This window comes from Serratia quinivorans, from assembly GCF_052113645.1.
GTDB classification, from domain to species: domain Bacteria; phylum Pseudomonadota; class Gammaproteobacteria; order Enterobacterales; family Enterobacteriaceae; genus Serratia; species Serratia quinivorans_B.
In genome coordinates this window covers 281280-306143 of sequence record NZ_JBIEIU010000003.1, presented here as the reverse complement: position 1 = coordinate 306143, position 24864 = coordinate 281280, and the positions used below count along the sequence as shown (strand labels likewise).

Genomic DNA, 24864 nt, shown 5'->3' with positions numbered 1-24864 from the left:
AGTCACCGACATTAAGGTAAACCGTCTTTATGAGTGGCCAACCAATCAGTGGCACTCTGCGACGAGGCGTAGAGATCGATCGGCACCTGCACCACCTTTTGACCGACCGGCCGGTGGTTGATGGCGTTCATCGCCTGAGTAAAGACCAACGCCCCCATTTTCTTGCCAGAGATATCCACCACCGCCTGCAGAACCTGACGATTTACCAGTTCCTGCGCGATTTCGGTGGTCATGTCCGAGCCGAAGACCACCGTTTGACCGACCTTGTTCTGGTTACGCACGGCTTTAACCGCGCCGAGCGTGGCACCACCGGACTCGCCGAAAATGGCATCGACGGTTCCGGAGGAGATCAACAGTTTCTCACCGACAGAGATTGCCTTATCCAGCACGGTGCCTTCCTGATTGGCGACGATTTTCATGCCCGGCACTTTCGCTTTTAGCGCCTCCTCAAAACCTTTACGCCGTTGGACGCACACCTCGAAAGCTTCGCAGTTGATGACCGCAATAGCCGGTTCGGTTATTTTCTTTTCAATAAAGTAATCGGCGGCGGTATTGCCCAGCTTTTTGCCAAACTCATAGGGATCACCCACCAGATAGGCATAAACATAGTTATCCACGCCTTTCTCGTTAATGCAGGTGTTGTAACAAATCACCGGAATATTCGCTTCGTTGGCGCGTTTGATAGCCCGCACGCTGCCATTGACCGAAACGGCAGAGAGCACGATGGCATTCACGTCGCGTGCAATCATGGTATCGATAAACGAACTTTCTTTAGAAACATCCCCCTGCGCATTGGTTTCTATGATTTCGATTTTCCCCTTGTCCCTGGCGGCGCCGTCTTGCACGCCCCAGCGGACCCCGGCGTAATACCCCTGGGTATCGAGATAAATAGCGCCGAGGGTGGTTTTGTCATTTTTAGCCTGTGCGCCTGCACTGCAAATAATCAGGCCCCCGGTAATGGCTAACAGCACGTGTTTTATTTTTTTTAGCAACATCGTTATTCTCCAGTTAATGTTGATTAACCTCTTGCTGCCTATTTTTATTATCCCGCCTGAGGGCTTTACCGCTGTTCGCCATCAGGCGGAGCACAGACTCATTACACTAAATGATCAAGCTGATTACTTACCGCCACAGGATCACGCATTAAACTAAACAGGGTTAAGTAAACTCTTTCTCCCTGGCGGCGGTAACGCCTGCTGCGCTGAGTTGCTCTTCCAGCGCCTCCAGCGTAATACCTTTGGTTTCCGGCACTCTGGCGTAGATGAACACCATTCCGGCCAGGCAAATCGCGCCATACAACAGGAAGCTGCCCGCCGCGCCCAATGCCGCATTCAGCAACGGGAAGCTATAGGTCAGAACAAAACAGGCTACCCACAGCGCAAAGGTACCTGCGGCCATCGCCGTGCCGCGAATGCGGTTGGGGAAGATTTCGGACAGCAGCACCCAGGTCACCGGGGCGAGCGTGACGGCATAGATAGCAATGGCGACCAACACCAGCAGCAGGACCGGCAAGCCCAGCAAACCATAGGCGTAAGCCGCGGCCATCAGCAGGTAGATCACCGTTAATCCGCAGGCACCGATCAACATCAGCCGGCGTCGACCAATGCGATCCACCAGCGGTAAGGCCAGCAAGGTGAAGATCAGGTTGATCAACCCGGTGGCGACGATCGACTTCAACGTATCGTTAATATCAAACCCTGCCGAAGCGAAGATCTCCTGCGCATAGTTAAAGATCACATTGATGCCGCACCACTGCTGGAAGACCGCCAACACAATGCCGATCACCAGCACCGGTCGCACATCGCTGCGTAACAGCGCGCTGAGCGGCACCTTACTGCTGTCCTTGTCCAGCGTATGGCGGATTTCCGCCAGCGTTTGCTCCGCATAGCCTTCATTGCCGATCCGCCGCAATACCTTCTGTGCCTGCTCATGGCGGCCGACCTTCGCCAACCAACGCGGCGACTCCGGCACGGCCAGCATCAGCAGCAGGAAAGCCAGTGCCGGCACCAGCTCGGCACCAAACATATAGCGCCAGCCGACCTGTCCGTTCCAGCTCGCCAGCAGTTCCGCCTGACCGGCATTGGCCACCACCGGATCGGCGATCAACAGGTTGATCAACTGCGCCGCCAGCACCCCAATCACGATGGTTAATTGGTTCACCGCAACAAAGCGACCTCGCTGCGCCGCCGGGCTGATTTCGGCGATATACACCGGCGACAGCGCCGAAGCCAAACCAATACCAACCCCGCCGACAATGCGGTAAAGGATAAAGGCATCAAAACTGGTGGCCACTGCGGTGCCCCAGGCCGAGATCACAAAGGTTAAAGCGGCAATCGCCAGCGGCAGCTTGCGGCCAAAACGATCCGATAACAGGCCCGAGATCACCGCGCCGAAAATACAGCCCACCAGCGCCGAACTCATCGCCCAGCCGGATTGCGCGGGATCGGTGATGCCAAAATAAGCCTCGTAGAAGGGCTTGGCCCCGCCTATCACCACCCAGTCGTAGCCGAACAGCAGGCCGCCGCAAGCGGCGACCAGGCAGATAGTCCAGACATAGGGCATGTTCAGTTTATTCGTCACATTGGTCCCCTTGCGGCGTCAGTTGGCTAAAGCCTCGGCCAGTACGCTGAATAAACGCGCTTTGTCATGCGCAGGATTTACCACCAGCAGCTCGCTCAACGTCTGCTGCGCCGCCGTTAACTGCCCTAAGCCCAATTGCGCTAATGCCGTCACCAACAGGCAGTGCTGTTGATGCGCCTGTTGCAGGTCGTTGTCCAACGCCATCAGATCCGGTAACGATACGGCGAAGAAATCGGCGCCAGGCGACACCTCAGACTGCTGGCTTGCCCATTGCTGCATTTGGGTGAACTGTTGTTCGGCCTGTGCCGACTGCCCCTGTTGCTTAAGCGCCATACCGCGATAGAACAAGTAATCCACCGGTTGGTCGTTGTAGTAGCGGCTTTCCGTCAGGTCGCTGTGGCCATCGCAGGCCTGTTGCCAGTAGCCGGCGGCCGCGTCGAGTTTTCCCTGTCGGGCGGCGCAGATACCCAGCCAATAGTAGATATCGTTATCGCTTTGCCCCGCCAGCCGCCCCTCTCCCAGATTGGGTGGGTAGTGCAACGCCGACTGAAGCAAATCATGCGCCTGCTGTGGCTCCCCCTGTTGCAGTGCCTGAAATGCCTGCCGCTGCAGATTGATCAGATACTGGCCGGTCACCTTGCCTTCGCCGCCTTCCCACGGATGGAATTCACGCTGTTGCAGGATGCGTTGCGCGTCACTCAAGCGATCGCACTGGTTATAAAGGCTCAGCAGTTCGGCGGTAAGGTCGTCCCGTCGGGCGACCACCGGCAAATATTGTTCCAACAGAGTCAGCCGCTGTTCCGGGGTGGTGCCGAGGCGTTTGTTCAGTTGATCCAGTTCAAACAGCAGACGAGCGTCATCAGGCTGCAAGGCGAAGGCCCGCTGCAGGTGGGCAAGTGCTACATCATGCTGTTTGAGCTTATTGAAGGCGTAGATACCCAGATTGCGCCAGGCGTCGGCGAATGTCGGTTGCCGCTCCACACACTGTTGCCACAGCGCCACCGCCTGCGGGTAGTTGCGCTTGCTGTAATGGAAACAGGCCAGCAGGTACTGCGCAAAATCGCACTCCGGCAGTTGGCTCAGCATCTGCACTTCGGTCAGGGTATTGGGGAAACGGACCTGCTGGGTAAAGCTGTCGCGCGCCTGCGCCAACAACCCTTGGTATTCCTCGTCACTCACCGCACCTTTACGCAGGCTGGCTAACAGATAGCGCGGCAAAGTTTCCTGGCTATCCAACAATGTCAGTAACTCAATCGCCTGCTCTTTGGCTCCCCATTCACGCAGTTGGCCGGCGATGGCCAACGCATTGATCCCGCGACACCCGGTCACCGCACGCAGACGCTGTAAATCAACGGCGTCGTGGGTTTGCGCATAGCGCAGGTAATACAGGCTGTAATGCAGCGGACGGGCGGCGAGTTGGTCATCGATATAGTCCAGACTCTGCGTCCCTCTGCCCAGCCGTTGCAACAGCAGCGCCTTCAGCGCGATCAGCGGATAATGGCCGGCATTAACACTCAGGCTGTTTTCACACAATTCCAGCGCCTGCTGGTGATCCCCACGCCGCGCCGCCACCCGCGCCAGGCCATAGAAGCCGCCCGGCTTGCCATTGCCGCTCCAGATAGCGCGGTAAAAATCTTCATAGGCCGCACTGTCGTCGCCCAATTGTTCCAGGGCGCAGGCGCGGATCAGGCTGGCTAACCCGCACTGTGGATTGCGGTTGAGATGATGAGCGCGTGCCAACGCATCGTCAGCATAGGCAATGGCGCGTTTAAAATTGGCGCGGTTATATTCCAGCGTCGCCAGGGCCAGATTGCAGCGGTAATCGAGCGGATCCAGCACCAGCCCGCGCTGGTAGTAATCGAACGCCGAACGGCTGGCGTGATGATATTGCTCCAGATGCTGGCCGATAAACCAGGCTTCATCGGCGCTGGCGATCTGTTCTGCCGCCAGTGGCGCTTTTGCAGGCTGCGGCAATTCGGTGCTTTCGCTCGCCTGATGCTGGCGATAGCTGAGTACGCTGCGGCCCTGGGCGTCCTGCAATTCAATGGTCAGGCGACCGGGGAAATCGCCGGTCATGGTCTCCAGCAGCGCAGCCCCAGGGGTGAGATCAACACGGCGGTCGAGCAGCAGTTGCTGGTCGCTGTCGCTGCGGATCACCAACCGGTGCTGTATCAGTGGTGAGACCGCATACAGCCCCCACACCAGTTGCCGCCCGTCGCTCTCCAGTTTTAGCGCCGCACGGGTGTTGGCGTTCTGCACCATGCCCAAGGTGTTGTAAGGCAGGAAATTCTGCACGAAGCATTTTTCTTCGTAGGCATCGAGCCAGGTGAAATCCGGTTGGTTATCGGTGTAAACCCCGGTCATCAGCTCAATGTACGGACCGTTGCTGTCGGTCAGATTGCGATCCCAGGCCTGGCCAAACTCACCGTGGCCCCAGCTCCATTGCTTCTTGCCGGGCGACACATGGCGATCGGCGATGTGCAGCAAACCGCCCTGCTCAGCGTGGCTGTAAGCGCCGACAAAGTCATAGTCCGACTTATGCGCCATGTAAGACGTCGGTACCGGGATATTCTTGTAGCGCGAAATATCCACACCGGCCGAATAATCCACCTTGTAATAGGTGCCGGTGGCAATCGGGAACGAAGAGACATCGCGCTTACCATGGTCAAAAACGGCGGTGACATCCGGCGGGAACACGCTCTGATGATCGTCTCCGCCTTTCACTGCCGGGTTGGCCCACCACAAGAAATGGCGCGGCGTCGGGTTGGCATTAAAAATCCTGGCGCTGATTTCGATCAGCGCGCGGTCGGGATACAGCGTGAAACCGGCCATCACCTGCAACCCACGCATCGGTTCCACTTCCCCCAACCAAACAGTCTGTGCGCCGTTATCCTGCTGCTGGATCTGGCAGTCCACCGGCATGTAGGTGGTAGGACGGTGGTGTTGCGGCCAGTTGAATTCGATCCCCCCGGAGATCCACGGCCCCAGCAGCCCTACCAACGCCGGTTTCACCACCTCGTTGTGATAGACAAAATCGCGCTGCTGCACTTTGTCGTAAGCCCGATGGATACGCCCGCCCAGCTCCGGCAACAGCATCACGCGCAGGTAGTCGTTTTCCAGATACACCGCCTGATAGCGACGCAGGGATTTTTCACCGCTCAGGGTGTCAATGACGCCATAGGGATAAACCGCGCCGGACGATCCCTGATAGACGCGATTTTCCAGGAACATCGGATGCGGGTCCTGCTCGCCCGTGCCGTAGGTGGGTAATTCAATCTGCTCTTGCCAAACCTTGACTGTCCCGTGCATGTTTTCCTCACTAAAAATACTGAAGGTTGCGTTTCAGGCAGTCTAGATGACAGAATCGGCTACTTTACGCGCTACCATCACGCAATACAGTAAACGGGGTTTAATGAATGGCATTGCAAGGGTTGAATAACCAACGGGTGCGCAATTTTAATAAACGGGTGCTGTGCGCGCTGCTGTATCGGGAAAAAGTCGCCAGCAAATCGACGCTGGCACGGCTTTCGCAGTTGTCTATTCCCGCCGTCGGCAAAATTCTCGACGAACTGCAGGAAGAACAGCGGGTGGAGCATGATCCCCACAATTTGCACCGCCGTGGCCTCGGGGGTGGCAGTTACCGCATCGCCGCCGCCGGGCAACGGATCCTGTGCCTGAACGTCTCGCCCTATCTGATCGAAAGTATCGTGGTGGATGGCCTGATCACGCCGTGCAGCGACTTCACCCCGCAACCGATCGTCGCCACCACGCCGCAGGCGATGCTGCAGGAAATGGTACAAATCTACCATCTGCACAGTCGGCAACAGGGCATGCCGCTGAAGATTGCCCTGTCGATCCACGGGCAGGTAAATCCGCTGACCGGGGTGTCGCAGCGTATGCCACAAGCCCCGTGGGAAGGCCCGGTAGAGATAAAATACCTGTTGGAAGAACGGCTAAAAACCGAGGTTTTACTGGATAACGACTGCGTGATGCTGGGGTTGGCGGAAAAGTGGCAAAATAACGCCAATGCGCAGGACTTTTGCGTGATTAACGTCGATTACGGCATCGGCTCGTCGTTTGTGATTAACCAGCAGATTTATCGGGGTAGCCTGTTCGGCAGCGGGCAGATTGGCCACACCATTGTCGATCCCGATGGCAGCCTGTGTTCCTGCGGCCGTTACGGCTGTCTGGAAACCATCGCCTCGCTGTCGGCACTGAAGAAAAAGGCGCGCATCCAGCTAAAGGTCACCCCCAGAGCGCAACCCGAAGGCGAAAGGCTTAAAACCCCCACCACCGCCGAGCTGATCGCCCGCTATCATCAGGGGGATCCGGCGTTGCAGGTGTTGGTGCAACGTGCCGCTCAGGCGATTGGCCTGAGCCTGTATAACTTCCTTAATATCTTAAATATTAACCGTATTTACCTGTATGGCCGCAGCTGTGGGTTCGGTCAGGCCTGGCTGGAGACCATCATCAGCCAGACCGGGTTCAACCCCTTCGACCGTCACGACCAGATCCAGACTCAGGCCACGCATATCGGCTTTGGCCAACTGACGCGTGCGCAGCAAGTGATGGGGATTGGCTATCTGTATGTCGAACAGGCGCTGACGGAGATGCTATGATGCCGACTTTATCCCAGCAAAAACAATACGGAGCACCATGAAACCCACCCTACGACTCTGGTCGCGCGCAGGCGTGATATGCCTGATGCTGATCCTGGCCGGTTGTTCCAGCAAAAAACCGCGTACCAGTTATGATGCTCACGCCTTTGACGATGCGATCGAAGATGCTGCGGATAAATACGATGTCGATCAAAAACTGATCGCCGCGATGATCAAGGTGGAGTCCGGCTTTAACCCGGCGGCGATAAGCCGCTCCAACGCGATCGGCCTGATGCAGTTGAAAGCCGATACCGCCGGCTGTGACGCCTACCGCTACAAAGGGAAAAGCGGCTGCCCGGACGACGACGATCTGCTGGATCCTGATACCAATATCGATCTCGGTGCCGCCTATCTGGCCGTACTGCAAAAACAACAGCTTAAAGGCATCGACGATCCTGTCACGCTGCGTTATGCCACCATCATCGCCTACGTCAACGGCACCGGTGCGCTGCTGCGGACCTTCTCCAGCAACCGTCAGCAAGCCATCTCGATGATTAACAGCCTGTCGCCGGAAGCCTTTAACTGGCATGTGCGCAAATATCACCCGGCCCCGCAGGCACCGCGCCACTTGATGAAAGTAGAAGCGGCCTACGAGCAGCTCTGATTTTCAAACGCAAAAAAGGAGAACCCTGGGGTTCTCCTTTTGTTTACACGTACGGCGTAACCGTTAGGGTTTGCTGTTGCGAATCGGCTTGCGCGGCGGCTTATTGGACGGCGTACGCTGACGGGTAATGTCGGTATGCTTGGTCAGCGCCGGGCGGGTATGACGCTGCAAGCGCTTGGCTTCGCGCTGTTCGTCAATGCTCGGTGCCGGCACCAGACACTCGCGACGGCTGCCGATCAGGTGCTTCATGCCCATCTCTTCCAGCGCGGTACGGATCATCGCCCAGTTGGCCGGATCGTGATAACGCAGCAACGCCTTGTGCAGACGACGCTGACGATCGCCCTTCGGTATCACCACATCTTCACTCTTATAGCCCACTCTGCTCAACGGGTTTTTACCGCTGTAATACATGGTGGTGGAGTTAGCCATCGGCGAAGGATAGAAGTTCTGTACCTGATCGAGACGGAACCGGTTTTTCTTCAGCCACAGCGCCAGATTCACCATGTCTTCATCACGGGTGCCCGGATGCGAGGAGATGAAATACGGGATCAGATACTGTTCTTTACCCGCCAGCTTGGAATAATGGTCAAACAGCTGTTTAAACCGATCGTAGCTACCCATGCCCGGCTTCATCATTTTCGACAGCGGGCCTTCTTCGGTATGTTCCGGAGCAATCTTCAGGTAACCGCCAACGTGGTGGGTGGCCAGCTCTTTGATATAACGCGGATCTTCCACCGCCAGATCGTAACGCACGCCAGACGCGATCAGGATTTTCTTGATGCCTTCCAGCGAACGTGCACGGCGATACAGCTTGATGGTCGGCTCGTGGTTGGTGTCCATGTAGGTGCAGATTTCCGGATACACGCACGAAGCGCGGCGGCAGGTCTGCTCAGCGCGCGGATTGGTGCAGCGCAGCATGTACATGTTGGCGGTCGGCCCGCCCAAATCGGAGATCACCCCGGTGAAGCCCGGCACTTTGTCACGGATCTCTTCGATTTCACGAATAATGGAGTCTTCCGAACGGCTCTGGATGATGCGCCCTTCGTGCTCGGTGATCGAACAGAATGAACAGCCGCCGTAGCAACCGCGCATGATGTTTACCGAGAAACGGATCATGTCATAGGCCGGAATGGTTTCCTTGCCGTAGGACGGATGCGGAATACGCTGGTACGGCAGGGCAAATACGCTGTCCATTTCCGGCGTGGTCAACGGGATCGCCGGTGGGTTGATCCACACGTAACGGTCGCCATGCGACTGCATCAGCGCGCGGGCACAACCTGGGTTGGTTTCATGGTGCAGAATACGCGAGGTATGCGCATACAGCACTTTGTCGGCCTTCACCTTTTCAAAAGACGGCAGCAACACGTAGGTTTTTTCCCACGGCCTGGGCTTGGCTGCGCGCACGGTGACCGGCTTGGCTTCCGGCTCAGGTTTGCCGCCGTCGGCGCACGGCAGATCGTCGCCGTAAGGATTAGGAATAGGTTCAATGCGGCCCGGCTTGTCCAGACGGGTAGAATCCACGCCGGTCCAACCCGGCAACGCGCCCTTGCGCATCACCGCCGTATTGCGGATATCGTGGATCTCACTGATTTTTTCGCCGGCGGCCAGGCGGTGTGCCACTTCCACTAACGGGCGCTCGCCGTTGCCGTAAATCAGCATGTCGGCTTTGGAGTCCACCAGCACCGAACGGCGCACGGTATCTGACCAGTAATCGTAGTGAGCGATGCGACGCAGGCTGGCTTCGATGCCACCCAGCACGATTGGCACGTCTTTATAAGCTTCTTTGCAGCGTTGGCTGTAAACCAGTGTCGCGCGATCCGGGCGTTTGCCCCCCACGTTGCCGGCGGTGTAGGCATCATCGTGGCGCAGTTTGCGATCGGCGGTATAACGGTTGATCATCGAGTCCATGTTGCCGGCGGTGATGCCGAAGAACAGGTTCGGTTTGCCCAACCGCATGAAATCTTCTTTATTGCTCCAGTCCGGCTGCGCAATGATACCCACGCGGAAGCCCTGCGCTTCCAACATGCGGCCGATGATTGCCATACCAAAACTCGGGTGGTCGACATAGGCGTCACCACTGATAATGATCACATCGCAGCTATCCCAGCCCAGTTGATCCATCTCTTCACGCGACATCGGCAAGAACGGCGCGGTGCCATAACATTCGGCCCAATAAGGCTTGTAGGAAAACAATTCACGATCGGGTTGGATCAGGCTGGTAGTGCTCATTCTGGTGCTCTTTCACAGGTTAATTAATCGCCGGGCGGCGATTATACGCACTAGTGACAAAAAGAGCATGGTTATTTCACCCCTTCACCACATCATCGCGGGCTTATCCCTCGACTCCACGCGCCTGCGCGGTCATCATAGCGCATTCTGTTCGGCCCACCGGCCGACAGCGGAGGACATCAATGAATGAGTTTTTGGCAGTAAAACCGATTCTGGCCCTGGGCAGCGCTATCGTTGAAGTGACGCTGACACAGGAGCAAAAAATAGGTGGCTGCGCGTTTAATGTAGCGCGGGCGCTGAGACGCCTGCAGGTCCCGGTGATCAACGGCATGCCGGTCGGCAATGGGGTATCGGGCGCGGCGATTGAAGCCGAAATGGAGCATATGGATCTGCCGGTGCTGTTGCGCCATGGCCAAATGGACAACGGCCGCCGCCTGGCACAGATGCAGCCCAATGGCGAGCCGCTGTCGGTGATCGAACCCGGCTGCGAAACCCAGTGGAATAAAGCCCAATTAGGCACTCTGCCCCTGATGGAAGACACGCTGATTTACATCAGCGGCGAGCAGTTGGCCGGAGAAAGCGGCGAGGCAGTGCGCGAATGGCTAACGCGCTTACCCTTCGACCAGTGGCGACTGATTGATCCCGGCCCGGGCATCGCTCAGTTGGATGAAGATTTCTTCGCCATGCTCAGCGACAGCCACAGCCTGCTGACGCTGAACCGAAATGAAGTGGTCACGCTCTGCGGCGCAGGCGATGCGCTCACTCTGGCCCAGCAGTTTGCCGCCGCGCACAATATTACGCTGATCTGTCGGCTGGACCACGACGGCGTCTGGATTTGCACTGGCGATACCCCGCCGCTGCAAGTGGCCGCTTATCCAGTGGACGTCGTCGACACCCTCGGGGCGGGCGATGCCCACTGCGCCGGTTTGTTGGCCGGGATCTCTGCCGGTTGGCCACTGCCGCAGGCGGTCGATCTGGCTAACCGCGTGGCCGCTTGCGTGGTGGCAACCCAGGGCGCCAGCGGCGCGCCGGACTGGCAACAGTTGCAACAGCGTTTCCCCGACGCTTGACGCAACATGGGCGCTCCGCGCGCCCATCTCCTTTTCTCTAATGCGCTCGCTGTACCGGCCCATCGTACTCCTCCGGCCGGTGCTGGTAGTTGAAGGTCAGCGCAAAAATAATCCCCAGCACCAAGGTATACAACGCGAAGATCAGCCAGATGCTCTGCCAGTCTTTTACGCCGTCGTGGGTGAAGAAATCCACCACTTCGCCGCTGGCTATCGCCCCCAGATAAGCACCGATACCGTTCACCATGGTCATAAACAACCCCTGCGCACTGGCGCGGATGCGGTGATCGGCCTCTTTCTCAACGAAGATAGCCCCGGAGATATTAAAGAAATCAAAGGCGCAGCCGTAAACGATCATCGAAAGCAGCAGCAGTACGAAGCCAAAACCGACCGGGGTGCCATAGGCCAGGAACAGGAAGCGCAGCGTCCAGGCCGCCATGCTGATCAGCATCACCTGTTTGATGCCGTATCGGCGCAGGAAGAACGGAATAGTGAGGATGAAGAACACCTCGGAGATTTGTGACAGCGACAACAGCACCGCCGGGTATCTGACGCTTATGCTGTCCTGATACAACGGGTTGCTCGAAAAATCATGCAGGAAAGGGTTGCCGAAGGTGTTGGTGACCTGTAGCGCTGCCCCCAGCAGCATGGCAAACAGGAAAAACAGCGCCATACGCCGCTGGCGGAATAGCACCAGCGCATCCAGCCCCAGCACGCTGAACCAACTTTTCGATTTTTCCATTTTGCTGGTCGGGCAATTCGGCAGGGTCAGAGAATAGCAGGCCAGCAGCAGCGATACGCCGGAAGCCAGATACAGCTGCATATTGCTAAGTTCAATTCGGCTAAAACCGATCAGCCACATCGCCACAATAAAGCCCAGGGTGCCGTACACCCGCACCGGGGGAAAATCTTTCACCGTGTCGTAACCGTGCTTCTCCAGGCAGAAATAGGAAATGGCGTTGGAAAGCGAAATCGTCGGCATATACACCATGGCGTTGAACAGCATGACCCAGAACATGACCATCGGCTGCTCAACCTGGGCGGCACAGTACAGTGCAAGCGCGCCGAACAGATGACACAGCGCATACAGGTAATTAGCCCGGATCCAGCGATCGGCAAGGATCCCTGCCAACCCCGGCATAATCAGCGCCGCGACGCCTTTGGCGCTGTACACCATGCCCACCTGCAGACCGCTGAAATGCAGGGTATTAATCATGTAAGATCCCAGTGTGACCAGCCAGGCGCCCCAAATAAAAAACTGCAGAAAAACCATTACCTTCAGTCGCGTTTTTATTGCCATCACCATCACCTTATTATTCTGATTAAAACGATGATTCACGCGGCGAGGTCCCTGTACCCTGCCGCGGGGGAATTTGCAGCGTTACAGCGTTTTGAAGAACTCACGGATCAGGCGCATAAAGTCCTCCGCCGCCAGCGCCGCACAGCTCAGCGTTTGCTCATGGGACAACGGCGTATCGGACAGCCCTTCGGCGTAGTTGGTCATCGCGGAGACCACCAGCACTTTCAGCCCGCAATGACGAGCCGAGAGCACTTCCGGCACGATAGACATGCCGACCACGTCGCAGCCCAGCGTTTGCATCATGCGGATTTCCGCCGGAGTTTCGAAGTTAGGCCCGGTGTAGGCGGCAAATACCCCTTCGGCCAGTGGAATGCCCACGCGCTGCGCCACCTGCGTCAACTGGCCGCGCAGCTCGCTATCGTAGGCGTTGGCCAGGCTGAAGAAACGCGGGCCGAAACGCTCGTCGTTATCGCCAACCAGCGGCGACTCAGGCATAAAATTGATGTGATCGGTGAGTGCTACCAGGCTGCCCGGCGGCACCGACTGGCGCAGCGAACCGGCGGCATTGGTCGCCAGCAGGAATTCGCAGCCCAGCAGTTTGAAGGTGCGCACGGCGGTGGTCATTACCTGCATGCCGCGCCCTTCATAGTAGTGACCGCGGCCTTTCATGCACACCACCGGCACGCCTTCCAACCAGCCGGCAACCAGTTGCCCGGCATGCCCCACCACGCCGCTGACCGGGAAGCCCGGCAGCTCGGCGTAGTCGATGGTCAGGGTATCGGTCATCACCTCCGCCAGCGCCCCCAGTCCGGAGCCCAGAATCAAAGCCGCTCGCGGTTGGAAGCCCGGCAGGCGGGCGCGGACAGTTTCAGCACAGGAAAAAGCATCTTCTTGATTAAACATAGTATTCTCTTCTGTGGAAGGGTGAAATAATCCCCATAGTAGAGAGCGATGCGCACCGGCGACCAATACATTATTGGCGGCTGATTTATTCCATTCACCTATAAATTGCTCGCACCAGGAGGCCATCATCAACCTAAAACAGCCCCAGCCACTGCCGGATCCCAGCCGGATCAACTTCCGCCTGCTACACTATTTCCGCGTGGTAGCGGAGGAGATGAACTTCACCCAGGCCGCGCTGCGGCTGAATATCTCCCAGCCTCCGCTCAGCAAACACATCAAGGAGCTGGAGAGCCAACTGGGCGTCGAGCTGTTCAAACGCACCACCCGCTCAATGGCGTTGACGCTGGCGGGCCGCACCTTGTTCCACAACGTAGAGATGCTGTTGGATCAGGCCGGGCATGCGCTGAATCAGGTGCAACAGTTGGGGCGTGGCGAAGCGGGCCATATGGTGATTGGCATGGTCGGCACGTCGGTGTGGGGCGGGCTGATACCGGCATTGAAGCGCTTTACCGGGCAAACGGCCAACGTCACCTGGGCGTTGAACGAGCTCACGCCCAGCCAGCAGATAACGGCGCTGCAAAAGCGTCATATTGATATTGGCGTCTGGCGAGAAGCCAGGGAACAGATATTGCCGGGGCTGGCCTGCCAGTTGCTGGCACGGGAGAACATTGCGCTGGTGCTGCCGCTCGACCATCCGCTGGCACAGGCGGAAAGCCTGCCTCTGGCGGCGCTGCGGCATGAAAAATTCATCGTGCTGCCGCCCCATGAGGCCAGCCTGGGGCTGTATCTGCACAATCTGTGTCTGCAGCAGGGTTTCAAGCCGGATATCGCCTATCAGGTCAACGAACCGCAAACCCTGATGGCGCTGGTGGCCGAAGGCTATGGCATTACGCTGTTGCCGGACAGCTACGGCCGTATCCCCTGGCCCGGCGTGCGTTTCTGCCCGCTGCAGCAGGCGCCGTCAGCGGATTTGTACGCCATTTATCATGCCGACAGCGCGACGCCGGTGGTGCAGGCCTTTCTGGAGATGCTGCGTACGCCCTCTCAGAACCGTGCCGGGGGAGTTTAAAGCGCCGGCTGCACCATGAACTGGCCGGCGCTGCCGCGATCCGCCATTTCCAGCGTTTGGCTGTAGTAGAGGAACGGGAAGTGTTCCGAGGTGGACTGATTGAAGTACACCAGCAGCTCAACGTCGCCGTCGATCCACACGGTATCCTTCCAGCCGCGATCTTCCGCCATCGGCTGTGCGCCGTTAACGCGTTTCACCAGGAACTGCACGCCCTGGATGTGGAACGCCTGCGGCGTATCCGCATGGATATTCCAACGTTCCCAACTGCCCTGCTGAGTTTGCACATCAATGCGGTTCATGTCCCAGACAGCCCCGTTGATCCCGGCCTGGCTGTCGCCCAAACGGAATTCGCGGGTGCGGCTGACGCTGCCGTCCAGCAGTTGATCCGCCAGCAGGCGCATCGGCAGATTGTCGGTTACCAGCGGCAACAATCCGGTCGGTTTCAGCGTCAGTACCTGGGTAGACACCAGGATGCTCGAGGGCTCAAACAGGCCGCGCAGACGATCCATAATGCCTGCGGCTTCGCCGGCGGTAATCGTCACTTCATCGCCTTTTGACATGTCGATCAGCACTTCGCGACGTTCGCCCGGTGCCAGCGAAAGCTGCTGTACCGCGATCGGCGCAGGCAGGAATCCCTGATCGCTGGCGATCACGTTAAGCGGTCGGCCGTCACTCAGTTGCAGCATATAGCGGCGGGAGTTGGAAGCATTGAGCAGGCGCAGGCGCACCCAACCACGGGAAACTTCGATATACGGGTTTTGCACGCCGTTAACCAGCAGCGTATCGCCGACAAAGCCCCCTTGCGACGGCGGATCGTATTCCGGCGTGCCGAAGTTATCCAACCGTTTGTCCTGGATGATCAACGGGAAGTCATCGACGCCATAGTGGTTCGGCAACGGCAGCGCCTTGCTGACTTCGTCTTCAACCAGCCACAGCCCGGTCAAACCGTTGTAGACATGCGGCGCCATGCGGTTGGGCGTGCTGGCGTGATACCAGCACGTCGCCGCGTTCTGGCGGATCGGCAACACCGGCGACCAGTCAACGTTGGGAGACATCATGCGGGGTGCGCCACCGACCAACGTCCCCGGGACTTGCAGGCCGCTGATGGTCATCGCCACCGGCTCCGGCAGGCGGTTGCTGTAGATCAGCTTAACGTCATCGCCGTTGTAAACCCGCACCGTCGGCCCAAGGTACATGCCGTTGATGCCCCACACCGACGCTTTACGGTTATCCATAAATGCCCAGTGGGCGCGTTGTAAGGTTAAAAACAGCGGCTGGCCACGGCGGGATTCCAGCAACGGGGGGATCGGTAATGGGGTCTGCGTTCCGCTCGCCTCAGCCCTCAGCGGCACGGCTCCCGCGCACAGCGCCAAGCCCGATGCCTGAATAAACTGACGTCGACTGAGTGACATATTTTCTCCATGAAAAGCAATGACTAAACCGTATGCAAAGACCGGGCTCCTGTTAATCAGATTAGCAGGAGCCCCGGCGTTAACGGCATTGGGTGCCGTTTAAAAGTTCATTCTTTGAAGCCGGTAGGAATATTATTTTCCGGCTGCGTTGCGCTGGGCGACTTCCGCATCCAGCTCGGCGATTTTCGCCAGCATCAGCTCGTGGCAATGGGCTGCCAGCTCACGCACATTTTCTCTACCATAACCGCTGATATCGACCGGCTCCAACATTTCGACGATCGCATGACCGTTATTCCAACGGTTAAGATTAATTTTACCGCTGGTGGTGGAAACGCAGATGGGCACAATTGGCACCCCGGCGGCGATAGCCGCATGGAATGCGCCGGTTTTAAACGGCATCAGCCCGCGCCCGCGGCTGCGGGTGCCTTCAGGAAACATCCAGATCGAAATATCGCGTTTTTTAAACTGTTCCGCTACCTGAGCGATGGTGCCGTGCGCTTTGGCGCGATTATCGCGGTCAATCAGCAGGTTACCGGTCAGCCAATACAGCGGGCCGAAGAACGGAACCCACAGCAGGCTTTTTTTACCCACGGTCACGGTGCGCGGCTGTACCGCTTTGGCGGCCGTCACCATATCGTAGTTATTCTGGTGGTTGGCAATGTAAATGCAATTGCCATTTTTGGCCGCATCGGCCGGTACGCGAATTTCCACCTTCAGACCGAATAACCCGGACAGGCGGCCAAACAGGTGACCGAACGTCGCCACATGGCGGGGATCACGTGGGCTGAATAAACAGTAAATAGAACCGAAGATGCACACCAAAATACAATACAGAGTGGCAAGAATGGCACGCAAAATTAATAACATAACAACCTCATTAGCACACTGCCGACGCAGCCTGAAGCGCTGCGCAGATCCCTTTACTCATTCTTTGATTGCAGGGGCCGAAAACATGCCCTGCATTTTTTTGCTATTTTCCCGCCAGCCGGCGATACGCACAATAATTTTATGCAGAGAAATGTTAACTATTTGAAAATAATTGACGCTGGCGTGAAAAAAAGCGGGCGCAATATGCTGCGCCCGCTTGCTATTCCCTCAGGGTTACTCTTCGCTGTCGCCCGTCGGCGCTCGTGCAGGGGCGTCGATCTCTACGCGATCGATGCGCTGCAAGCCGCGTGGCAATGAGGTGCCTTTACGGCCACGTTCCGCCCGGAACTTCTGCAAATCTTCAGGACGCAGCGTCAGCTTGCGTTTACCCACATGCAGGGTCACGGAGGTTTGCGGCGGCAACACGAACAGCCATGTCAGTTTGTCTTCACCGGAGGCGGCCTGTGCCGACGGGATAGAGACAATCTTGTTGCCCTTGCCCTTCGACAGCTGCGGCAGATCGGCAACCGGGAAGAACAGCATGCGTCCGGCGGCAGTGATCGACAACAGCATGTCATCGTCACCGTGAATTTCCATCGGTGCCAGCGCTTTGGCATTGTCCGGCAGGGTTATCATCGCCTTACCGGCACGGTTACGCGCCACCAGATCGTTGAAGGTACAGACGAAGCCGTAACCGGCGTCGGAAGCCATCAGCAATTTCTGGTCGTCTGGGGCCATCAGCACCTGCTCAATGGTCGCACCCGGCGGCGGTGTCAGCTTGCCGGTCAAAGGTTCGCCCTGCCCGCGGGCCGAAGGCAGCGTCAGCGGATCCAGTGCGTAACTGCGACCGGTGGAGTCGATAAACACCACCGGCTGGTTAGTCTTGCCGCGCGCTGCACTGCGGTAACTGTCACCGGCCTTGTAGCTCAGGCCGCTTGGATCGATATCGTGGCCCTTGGCGCTACGCACCCAGCCCATTTCAGACAGAACAATGGTCACCGGCTCGGAAGGCACAAAGTCGTGCTCGCTCATCGCCTTGGCTTCCGCACGCTCGGTAATCGGCGAGCGGCGATCGTCGCCATAGGCCAGCGCATCGGCCTGGATCTCTTTCTTGATCAGGGTGTTCAGCTTGCGTTCGGAGGCCAGCAGCGCCTGCAGTTGATCGCGCTCCTTGGCTAACTCATCCTGCTCACCGCGGATCTTGAACTCTTCCAGCTTCGCCAAATGACGCAGTTTCAGCTCGAGGATCGCTTCGGCCTGGGTGTCGGAGATGCCAAAACGCGCCATCAACACCGGCTTGGGCTCGTCCTCACTGCGGATGATGTGGATCACTTCATCGATATTGAGGAACGCGACCAGCAAACCTTCCAGGATATGCAGGCGTTTCAGCACTTTTTCCAGGCGGTAGTTCAGGCGACGACGCACCGTGTCGCGACGGAACGCCAGCCACTCGGTCAGGATTTCCACCAGCCCTTTAACCTGCGGGCGGTTGTCCAGACCGATCATGTTCATATTGATACGGTAGCTGCGTTCCAGATCGGTGGTCGCGAACAGGTGGTTCATCACCTGCTCCAGATCGATACGGTTGGAGCGCGGCACAATCACCAGCCGCGTTGGGTTCTCGTGGTCGGATTCATCACGCAGATCTTCAACCATCGGCAGTTTTTTGGCGCGCATCTGGCTGGCAATTTGCTCCAGCACCTTGGCGCCGGAAACCTGGTGCGGCAAGGCGGTGATCACCGCGCTGCCGTCTTCTTTCTTCCAAACGGCGCGCATACGCACCGAACCACGGCCATTCTGATAAATTTTGCGAATTTCGTCGCGCGGCGTGATGATCTCGGCTTCGGTCGGGAAGTCCGGCCCCTGCACGAACTCGAGCAGGTCTTCAAGCGAAGCGCCCGGCCGTTCGATCAGCTCCACCACGGCGGCGGCCACTTCACGCACGTTGTGCGGAGGGATATCGGTCGCCATGCCCACGGCAATGCCGGTGGTGCCGTTCAGCAGGATGTTGGGCAGACGCGCCGGCAACATCTTCGGCTCCTGCAGGGTGCCGTCGAAGTTCGGTACCCAGTCAACGGTGCCCTGACCCAGCTCGGCCAGCAACACTTCCGCATATTTGGACAGACGCGATTCGGTATAACGCATCGCTGCGAAGGATTTCGGATCGTCCGGCGCACCCCAGTTCCCCTGGCCGTCTACCAGCGGATAGCGATAAGAGAATGGCTGCGCCATCAAGACCATCGCTTCATAACAGGCGCTGTCGCCGTGCGGATGGTATTTACCCAGCACATCACCGACGGTACGGGCGGATTTTTTGAATTTGGCGCTGTTGCTCAGCCCCAGTTCCGACATGGCGTAGATGATGCGGCGTTGTACCGGCTTCAAACCGTCACCGATGTACGGCAACGCCCGATCCATGATGACGTACATGGAATAGTTCAGATAGGCGTTTTCAGTGAATGTGTGCAGCGGTAAACGCTCTACACCGTCATGAGTCAGATCACTCATTACTCAATTATCCTCAGACCGTGGCTTGGCAATCCCTGGACGACAAAGGGTTGATTCTGCCTGCGATAGTACCCCATCAGCAGGGTAGCTGTCACAGGTGGCGCAGCAATCATCCGGTGAAGCCGCTGCATAGGTCGATTTTATGCAAAATAGCGCTATCCAGCGGCGCATTTATTGACTCAGAGTCAACACTGTTGTGCGCTGGATCGCATTTTTACTTGCATTGCTAACGATTACACTCCTTGTCAGCGAAATGTTTCCCGCGCCTGCTGCGGAGAACATCCCCTATTTTATCTTCTGACAGGAGCCGTGAAAGATGAGCAATATCCTGATTATCAATGCTAAAAAACAGTTTGGCCATTCCAACGGCGAACTCAACCAAACTCTGAGCGACGTGGCGGAAAGCTTCCTGCGCGATGTGCAACACCAGGTACAGGTCACCGTGGTCGACGACGGTTACGACATCGAAGCCGAGGTACAAAAATACCTGTGGGCTGACGTGGTGATTTATCAGATGCCTGGCTGGTGGATGGGCGAGCCCTGGATCCTGAAAAAATACCTCGACGAAGTGTTCACCGCCGGACACGGCAGCCTGTACGCCAGCGATGGCCGCACCCGCTCCGACGCCGGCAAGAAATACGGCTCCGGCGGCCTGATCCAGGGCACGAAATACATGCTGAGCCTGACCTGGAACGCCCCCCTGGAAGCCTTTACCGACCCCGACCAATTCTTCCATGGCGTCGGCGTTGACGGCGTGTATCTGCATTTCCATAAGGCCAATCAGTTCCTGGGGATGGATGCGCTGCCGACCTTTATCTGTAATGATGTGATTAAACAACCGGATATCGACAGCGACATCGCACGTTATCGCGCGCATCTGACAGAAATTTTTGCTTAACTGGTACGATGCACGTTAATCAATGAGGTAATGATGATCACCGTAATTGCAGAAATCAAAACCAAACCGGGCCACCGTGAAACGGTGCTGAAGGCGATTGAGAAGCTGGTCCCGCTGGTACTGGCAGAAGACGGCTGTAGCGAATATACGCCGATGATCGACAGCCACACTCAGGCGCCATGGCAGAAACTGTCGCCGGACTCGGTGTTTATGATGGAAAAATGGGCCAGCCAGGCACATCTGGAAAAACACCTGGATATCGCTCACATGCACCGGCACCGTGACACCATCAAAGACAGCGTGCTGGGCGTGACCATTCACGTACTGGGTAACGCCCTGTAAGACCTGCTGGGGCCGCCAGACGGCTCCTACAATGTCTGCGCATCAATATGCGCACTGACGTAGTCCAGAAAACAGGTAATACGCGCCGCCAGCTGGGTATTGCGGTAATAAACCGCATTAATCGGCTGGCGCACATCCAGCGTATCCTGCTCCAGCAACGGCACCAGCCGCCCTGCACGTTGATCGTCACGCGTCATAAAATCAGCCAATTGCACTATTCCTTCCCCCCGCAACGCCAACTGGCGCAAGGTTTCACCGCTGGAGGCCGACAGGGTCGGAGTGATGGCGAAATGCTGTGCCTGCTGATAGCGCAGCGGCCACAGATTAAGCGACTCCGGCTGGGTGAAACCGAGCAAGCAGTGATCGCGCAGCGCTTCCACGCTGCCCGGGGTACCGTAACGCGCAAGATAGTCCGGACTGGCGAGAATACGCAAGCGACTGGCACCCAACAGGCGGGCATGAATGGTCGAATCCCGCAGTGCGCCAATGCGAATAGCAATATCGGTGCGCTTCTCCAGCAGATCGATAATCAGGTTATCGGTATTCAGCTCCAACTCAATCTGCGGGTAACTTTGCCGAAAACCGGCCACCAGCGGCACGATCACGTGTTCCATAAAGGGGGCGGCGGCATTGACCCGCAGTTTGCCGGCCGGGATCAGCCTGCGCAACGCCATTTGCTCTTCGGCGTTCTCCACCGAGTGGATAATTTCGCGCGCGTGGTTGAGAAAGTTTTGGCCTTCTTCGGTCAGCTCCAGCCGACGCGTGGTGCGGCGCATCAAAGTTGTATCGAGCTTTTTTTCCAACCGGCTGAGTGCGCGGCTGATGCCTGAGGTGGTCTGGCCGAGCTGCTCGGCGGCGGCAGTGATGGAGCCACTGTCAACGACGGTGGTAAAAGCCAGTAATTCTTCGAGGGTGATTTTCATGCATTCCGCCCAGAGTGATCGGGTGCCGCACGCAGCGCCCCTGCGGGAAGAAGGCCCGGCAAGGACGCCGGGCCTGACAGTCGATCAGACAGAGAGCTCGGCCATATCGCCTTTGTCCTGCAGCCAGTTACGGCGGTCTTCAGAACGCTTCTTGGCCAGCAGCATGTCCATCATCGCCAGCGTTTGATCCACGTCGTCGTCACTCACCGTCAATTGCACCAGGCGGCGGGTATTCGGATCGAGCGTGGTTTCACGCAGTTGCAGTGGGTTCATCTCGCCCAGCCCTTTAAAGCGCTGAACGTTAGGCTTGCCCTTCTTGCGTTTCAACTGTTCCAGCACGCCGGCTTTTTCTTCTTCATCCAGCGCGTAGTAAACCTCTTTGCCGAGGTCGATTCGGTACAACGGCGGCATCGCCACATACACGTGGCCGCCCTTCACCACCGAACTGAAGTGGCGCACGAACAACGCACACAGCAACGTGGCAATGTGCAGACCGTCGGAGTCCGCATCCGCCAGGATACAGATTTTACCGTAACGCAGTTGGCTAAGGTCATCGCTGTCCGGGTCAATGCCGATCGCCACGGAAATGTCGTGCACTTCCTGCGAGGCCAGCACTTCGTCCGAGGACACTTCCCAGGTATTGAGGATCTTGCCTTTCAGCGGCATGATCGCCTGATATTCACGGTCGCGCGCCTGTTTGGCCGAACCGCCCGCCGAGTCCCCTTCCACCAGGAACAACTCGGTCATGTTCAAATCCTGCGAAGTACAGTCGGCCAGTTTACCCGGCAGTGCCGGCCCGCTGGTCAGCTTCTTGCGCACCACTTTTTTGGCGGCGCGCAGACGGCGCTGGGCGCTGGAAATCGCCAGCTCGGCCAGCTGTTCCGCCGCCTGAACGTTCTGGTTCAGCCACAGGCTAAAGGCGTCTTTTACCACGCCGGAAACGAAGGCCGCGCACTGACGCGACGACAAACGTTCTTTGGTCTGGCCGGCGAACTGCGGATCCTGCATCTTGACCGACAGCACATAGGCGCAACGATCCCAGATATCTTCGGCGGACAGCTTAACGCCGCGCGGCAGAATATTGCGGAATTCGCAGAATTCGCGCATGGCGTCCAGCAGGCCCTGACGCAGGCCGTTAACGTGAGTACCGCCCTGCATGGTCGGGATCAGGTTCACGTAGCTTTCGGTCAGCAGTTCACCGCCTTCCGGCAACCACAGCAATGCCCAGTCCACCGCTTCGGTATCGCCGGAGAAGTTACCGACAAACGCCGCTTCCGGCAGGGTGATCAGGCCGTTGACCGCTTCCATCAGGTAATCGGTCAGGCCGTCCTGATAGCACCAACGTTGCTCGGTGTTGTTCAGCTTGTCGATAAAGTAGATTTCGACCCCGGGGCACAGCACCGCTTTGGCTTTCAGCAGGTGGCTGAGGCGCGATACCGAGAAACGCGGGCTGTCGAAGAACTGCTCGTCAGGCCAGAAGTGGATGCTGGTACCGGTATTGCGTTTACCGCAGCTGCCGGTCACCGCCAATTCCTGCACCTTGTCGCCGTTTTCGAAGGCGATGCTGTAGACGTTACCGTCACGCTTGACGTTGACTTCCACCCGTTTCGACAGGGCGTTAACCACCGAAATCCCTACGCCGTGCAGGCCGCCGGAGAACTGGTAGTTTTTATTGGAAAATTTGCCGCCGGCGTGCAGACGACACATGATCAACTCAACCGCCGGTACGCCTTCTTCAGGGTGGATATCCACCGGCATGCCACGGCCGTCGTCGATCACTTCCAGTGACTGATCGGCGTGCAAAATCACGTCGATGCGCTTGGCGTGACCGGCCAAAGCTTCATCGACACTGTTATCTATCACCTCTTGACCAAGGTGATTGGGGCGCGTCGTGTCGGTATACATGCCGGGACGACGGCGCACTGGTTCTAGACCGCTGAGTACTTCAATGGCATCAGCGTTATAGCTGGATTGAGTCATCGTTGAGTTTTTCGTGGTTAGAAGGAATGTGCCCGTACCCGTCGTCTTTCAAGCCGCTGCGTTGCTAGCTGCGACTTGAAAGCCATAGGGTATAAATCGCTTTTTCAGACAGCGTTGAGCCCTAAAAAATCCACAATCTGGGGGAAGTAGTGCTCGAAACCGACGAAAGCGTGGTTTCCACCCGACTCCACCGTCTGACGGCACGCAGTGTAATAGGCCACCGCTTGCCCATAATCGAGAATTTCATCGCCCGTTTGTTGCAGTAACCAGATTAAATCCGGTGACTCCAAGGGATCGATCTGCATCGTTTTCAGATCGTAAACGTGACGTGACTCTAACACATATTGCTGGCCGGTGTAGGGGTTCTCGTTTTCGCCAAGGTAGTCAATCAGCAGCTCAAACGGCTTCACAGCAGGGTTAACCACTACCGCAGGCAGTGAAAAACACTGCGAAAGCCAGGTCGCGTAGTAGCCCCCCAGTGAGGAGCCGACCAGGCCCATCGTCTGCCCGGCGCGTTCCATCACCAGTTCCTCGAGCATCTCGGCGGCTTCGGCCGGGTAAACCGGCAACTGCGGCACCAACACCTCGATATGCGGATGATGTTCGGCCAGCCACGCCTTGAAGGACGTCGCCTTGGCCGAGAACGGCGAACTGTTAAAACCGTGCAGATAGAGCAGCGTAGAAGGCATCAGTACCCATCCGAATCCATGTCGGGGCGGAAATCATCGTTTTCCAACCGGAAAACCTGCGTCTCGATACGGCCGTCCGGCAGCAAATCAAGATAGCGCCAGCCGGGCGAGACGTCGTCGATGGTAAAATTGGTGCAGTGCGGCTTGAACTGCACGCAGGTGGACGGCGACGCCAGCAGGCGACGCCCCTGCCACTCCAGATCCAGCTCCTGGTGAATATGCCCGCACAGCAGCGTGTTCACTTTCGGGTAGCGCAGCAACACCGCGCCCAGCATATGCGGATTGCGCAAGCTGTGCTGATCGAGCCAGGTGCAGCCGGATGGCAGCGGATGATGGTGCAGCAGCATCAGGGTATAACGCTCGGGGTGGGCCTGCAGGCAGCGCTCCATCCACTCGAGCTGATATTCGCTCAGCTCACCGTGCGGTACGCCAAAGACCTGACTGTCCAACAGCAGCACCTGCCAGTGATCGCCCACCAGCACGTGTTTTGACGGGGTGATACCGGCGGCGGCCAGTGCGTCGACCATCGCCGGCTGAAAATCATGGTTGCCCGGCAGCCAGACGCAAGGCGCAGGCAGTCGTGCAATACCTTCGGCAAAGTGCCGGTAGGCAGCCAATGAATGATCCTGCGCCAAATCGCCGGTGGCGACGACCAGATCAAAATCACGCTGCTGCGCCAAAATGGCGTCCAACACCGCGTGGTAGCTGCGATAGGTATTGATGCCGAGCAAGGTCTCATTTTCGCCGGCAAAAAGGTGGGTATCTGTTATTTGCAGGATCCTGACCCTGGCCCCACTTGCCACGGTCGGTTTAAACAGGCTTTCCAAATGGTGTC

At 57.6% G+C, this 24864-nt stretch carries 19 protein-coding genes; 6 read left to right on the top strand and 13 right to left on the bottom strand.

The genetic code is table 11. The features are described 5' to 3' along the window. Positions 1-11: 11 nt before the first annotated feature. From ACGS9J_RS08765 to ACGS9J_RS08755, 3 genes are all read right to left on the bottom strand, one after another. A complete protein-coding gene (locus ACGS9J_RS08765; RefSeq protein ID WP_442230625.1) occupies positions 12-1001 on the bottom strand; it encodes a substrate-binding domain-containing protein in 990 nt (329 codons plus the stop codon). Positions 1002-1158: 157 nt separating this feature from the next. Beyond that, positions 1159-2580 carry a sugar porter family MFS transporter gene (locus ACGS9J_RS08760; protein ID WP_442230545.1) on the bottom strand — a complete coding sequence of 474 codons (1422 nt, stop codon included), beginning with the start codon at positions 2578-2580 and terminating at the stop codon, positions 1159-1161. A gap of 18 nt (positions 2581-2598) precedes the next feature. Then, the gene (locus ACGS9J_RS08755) at positions 2599-5889 is read right to left on the bottom strand and encodes a DUF5107 domain-containing protein (protein ID WP_442230544.1); all 3291 of its coding nucleotides are present in this window, start codon (positions 5887-5889) and stop codon (positions 2599-2601) included. A gap of 107 nt (positions 5890-5996) precedes the next feature. On the opposite strand from ACGS9J_RS08755, the gene ACGS9J_RS08750 reads away from it, so the two are divergent. Together ACGS9J_RS08750 and ACGS9J_RS08745 are read left to right on the top strand one after the other, a co-directional pair. After that, positions 5997-7199: an ROK family protein gene (locus ACGS9J_RS08750; RefSeq protein ID WP_442230543.1), complete on the top strand. Its 1203-nt coding sequence runs from the start codon at positions 5997-5999 to the stop codon at positions 7197-7199. Between the two features lie 37 nt (positions 7200-7236). Beyond that, positions 7237-7842 carry a transglycosylase SLT domain-containing protein gene (locus ACGS9J_RS08745; protein ID WP_442230542.1) on the top strand — a complete coding sequence of 202 codons (606 nt, stop codon included), beginning with the start codon at positions 7237-7239 and terminating at the stop codon, positions 7840-7842. Positions 7843-7905: 63 nt separating this feature from the next. Here ACGS9J_RS08745 and ACGS9J_RS08740 read toward each other — a convergent pair whose 3' ends face one another. Beyond that, the gene (locus ACGS9J_RS08740; protein ID WP_442230541.1) at positions 7906-10071 is read right to left on the bottom strand and encodes a YgiQ family radical SAM protein; all 2166 of its coding nucleotides are present in this window, start codon (positions 10069-10071) and stop codon (positions 7906-7908) included. 182 nt (positions 10072-10253) lie between these two features. Here ACGS9J_RS08740 and ACGS9J_RS08735 point away from each other — a divergent pair, with 182 nt between their 5' ends. Next, on the top strand, positions 10254-11141 hold the full coding sequence (locus ACGS9J_RS08735) for a PfkB family carbohydrate kinase (RefSeq protein WP_442230540.1): 888 nt from the start codon (positions 10254-10256) through the stop codon (positions 11139-11141). A 37-nt stretch (positions 11142-11178) separates the two neighbouring features. On the opposite strand, the gene ACGS9J_RS08730 is transcribed toward ACGS9J_RS08735, so the two are convergent. Together ACGS9J_RS08730 and xapA are read right to left on the bottom strand one after the other, a co-directional pair. Then, positions 11179-12438, bottom strand: coding sequence for a nucleoside permease (locus tag ACGS9J_RS08730; RefSeq protein ID WP_442230539.1), 1260 nt, complete (start codon positions 12436-12438; stop codon positions 11179-11181). Positions 12439-12519: 81 nt separating this feature from the next. Beyond that, positions 12520-13341 (bottom strand): xanthosine phosphorylase, encoded by an 822-nt coding sequence (gene xapA, locus ACGS9J_RS08725; RefSeq protein WP_442230538.1) that lies wholly within the window; start codon positions 13339-13341, stop codon positions 12520-12522. Positions 13342-13492: 151 nt separating this feature from the next. Between xapA and ACGS9J_RS08720 the strand changes: the two genes are divergently transcribed. Next, positions 13493-14410 (top strand): LysR family transcriptional regulator, encoded by a 918-nt coding sequence (locus ACGS9J_RS08720; protein WP_442230624.1) that lies wholly within the window; start codon positions 13493-13495, stop codon positions 14408-14410. Here the strand turns inward: ACGS9J_RS08720 and ftsP are convergent. The 3 genes from ftsP to parC form a co-directional block, all read right to left on the bottom strand. Next, on the bottom strand, positions 14407-15822 hold the full coding sequence (ftsP, locus tag ACGS9J_RS08715; protein ID WP_442230537.1) for a cell division protein FtsP: 1416 nt from the start codon (positions 15820-15822) through the stop codon (positions 14407-14409). The genes ACGS9J_RS08720 and ftsP overlap by 4 nt on opposite strands. A gap of 132 nt (positions 15823-15954) precedes the next feature. Next, positions 15955-16689, bottom strand: a complete 735-nt coding sequence (locus tag ACGS9J_RS08710; protein WP_442230536.1) for a 1-acylglycerol-3-phosphate O-acyltransferase — start codon at positions 16687-16689, stop codon at positions 15955-15957. A gap of 234 nt (positions 16690-16923) precedes the next feature. Next, a complete protein-coding gene (parC, locus tag ACGS9J_RS08705; protein WP_442230535.1) occupies positions 16924-19197 on the bottom strand; it encodes a DNA topoisomerase IV subunit A in 2274 nt (757 codons plus the stop codon). Between the two features lie 316 nt (positions 19198-19513). On the opposite strand from parC, the gene ACGS9J_RS08700 reads away from it, so the two are divergent. Further along, positions 19514-20095: an NAD(P)H-dependent oxidoreductase gene (locus tag ACGS9J_RS08700; RefSeq protein WP_442230534.1), complete on the top strand. Its 582-nt coding sequence runs from the start codon at positions 19514-19516 to the stop codon at positions 20093-20095. 33 nt (positions 20096-20128) lie between these two features. Next, on the top strand, positions 20129-20437 hold the full coding sequence (locus tag ACGS9J_RS08695; protein WP_442230623.1) for a putative quinol monooxygenase: 309 nt from the start codon (positions 20129-20131) through the stop codon (positions 20435-20437). 26 nt (positions 20438-20463) lie between these two features. Here ACGS9J_RS08695 and ACGS9J_RS08690 read toward each other — a convergent pair whose 3' ends face one another. The 4 genes from ACGS9J_RS08690 to cpdA all read right to left on the bottom strand — a co-directional run bounded on the left by ACGS9J_RS08690 (position 20464) and on the right by cpdA (position 24856). After that, positions 20464-21360 carry a LysR substrate-binding domain-containing protein gene (locus tag ACGS9J_RS08690; protein WP_442230533.1) on the bottom strand — a complete coding sequence of 299 codons (897 nt, stop codon included), beginning with the start codon at positions 21358-21360 and terminating at the stop codon, positions 20464-20466. A gap of 84 nt (positions 21361-21444) precedes the next feature. Then, a complete protein-coding gene (gene parE / locus ACGS9J_RS08685) occupies positions 21445-23340 on the bottom strand; it encodes a DNA topoisomerase IV subunit B (RefSeq protein WP_442230532.1) in 1896 nt (631 codons plus the stop codon). A gap of 104 nt (positions 23341-23444) precedes the next feature. Then, positions 23445-24029 carry an esterase YqiA gene (gene yqiA / locus ACGS9J_RS08680; protein ID WP_442230531.1) on the bottom strand — a complete coding sequence of 195 codons (585 nt, stop codon included), beginning with the start codon at positions 24027-24029 and terminating at the stop codon, positions 23445-23447. Then, positions 24029-24856: a 3',5'-cyclic-AMP phosphodiesterase gene (gene cpdA, locus ACGS9J_RS08675; protein ID WP_442230530.1), complete on the bottom strand. Its 828-nt coding sequence runs from the start codon at positions 24854-24856 to the stop codon at positions 24029-24031. Before cpdA ends, yqiA begins: the two co-directional genes overlap by 1 nt. Positions 24857-24864: the final 8 nt, after the last annotated feature.

Bases quoted from the DNA above. Each gene is read 5' to 3' on its own strand.
- ACGS9J_RS08735 (WP_442230540.1), top strand. From the start codon at position 10,254: ATGAATGAGTTTTTGGCAGTAAAACCGATTCTGGCCCTGGGCAGCGCT.
- parC (WP_442230535.1), bottom strand. From the start codon at position 19,197: ATGAGTGATCTGACTCATGACGGTGTAGAGCGTTTACCGCTGCACACA.
- ACGS9J_RS08710 (WP_442230536.1), bottom strand. From the start codon at position 16,689: ATGTTATTAATTTTGCGTGCCATTCTTGCCACTCTGTATTGTATTTTG.
- ACGS9J_RS08740 (WP_442230541.1), bottom strand. From the start codon at position 10,071: ATGAGCACTACCAGCCTGATCCAACCCGATCGTGAATTGTTTTCCTAC.
- ACGS9J_RS08700 (WP_442230534.1), top strand. From the start codon at position 19,514: ATGAGCAATATCCTGATTATCAATGCTAAAAAACAGTTTGGCCATTCC.
- ACGS9J_RS08730 (WP_442230539.1), bottom strand. From the start codon at position 12,438: ATGGCAATAAAAACGCGACTGAAGGTAATGGTTTTTCTGCAGTTTTTT.
- parE (WP_442230532.1), bottom strand. From the start codon at position 23,340: ATGACTCAATCCAGCTATAACGCTGATGCCATTGAAGTACTCAGCGGT.
- ACGS9J_RS08750 (WP_442230543.1), top strand. From the start codon at position 5,997: ATGGCATTGCAAGGGTTGAATAACCAACGGGTGCGCAATTTTAATAAA.
- ACGS9J_RS08690 (WP_442230533.1), bottom strand. From the start codon at position 21,360: ATGAAAATCACCCTCGAAGAATTACTGGCTTTTACCACCGTCGTTGAC.
- ACGS9J_RS08755 (WP_442230544.1), bottom strand. From the start codon at position 5,889: ATGCACGGGACAGTCAAGGTTTGGCAAGAGCAGATTGAATTACCCACC.
- ACGS9J_RS08695 (WP_442230623.1), top strand. From the start codon at position 20,129: ATGATCACCGTAATTGCAGAAATCAAAACCAAACCGGGCCACCGTGAA.
- xapA (WP_442230538.1), bottom strand. From the start codon at position 13,341: ATGTTTAATCAAGAAGATGCTTTTTCCTGTGCTGAAACTGTCCGCGCC.
- ftsP (WP_442230537.1), bottom strand. From the start codon at position 15,822: ATGTCACTCAGTCGACGTCAGTTTATTCAGGCATCGGGCTTGGCGCTG.
- yqiA (WP_442230531.1), bottom strand. From the start codon at position 24,029: ATGCCTTCTACGCTGCTCTATCTGCACGGTTTTAACAGTTCGCCGTTC.
- ACGS9J_RS08745 (WP_442230542.1), top strand. From the start codon at position 7,237: ATGAAACCCACCCTACGACTCTGGTCGCGCGCAGGCGTGATATGCCTG.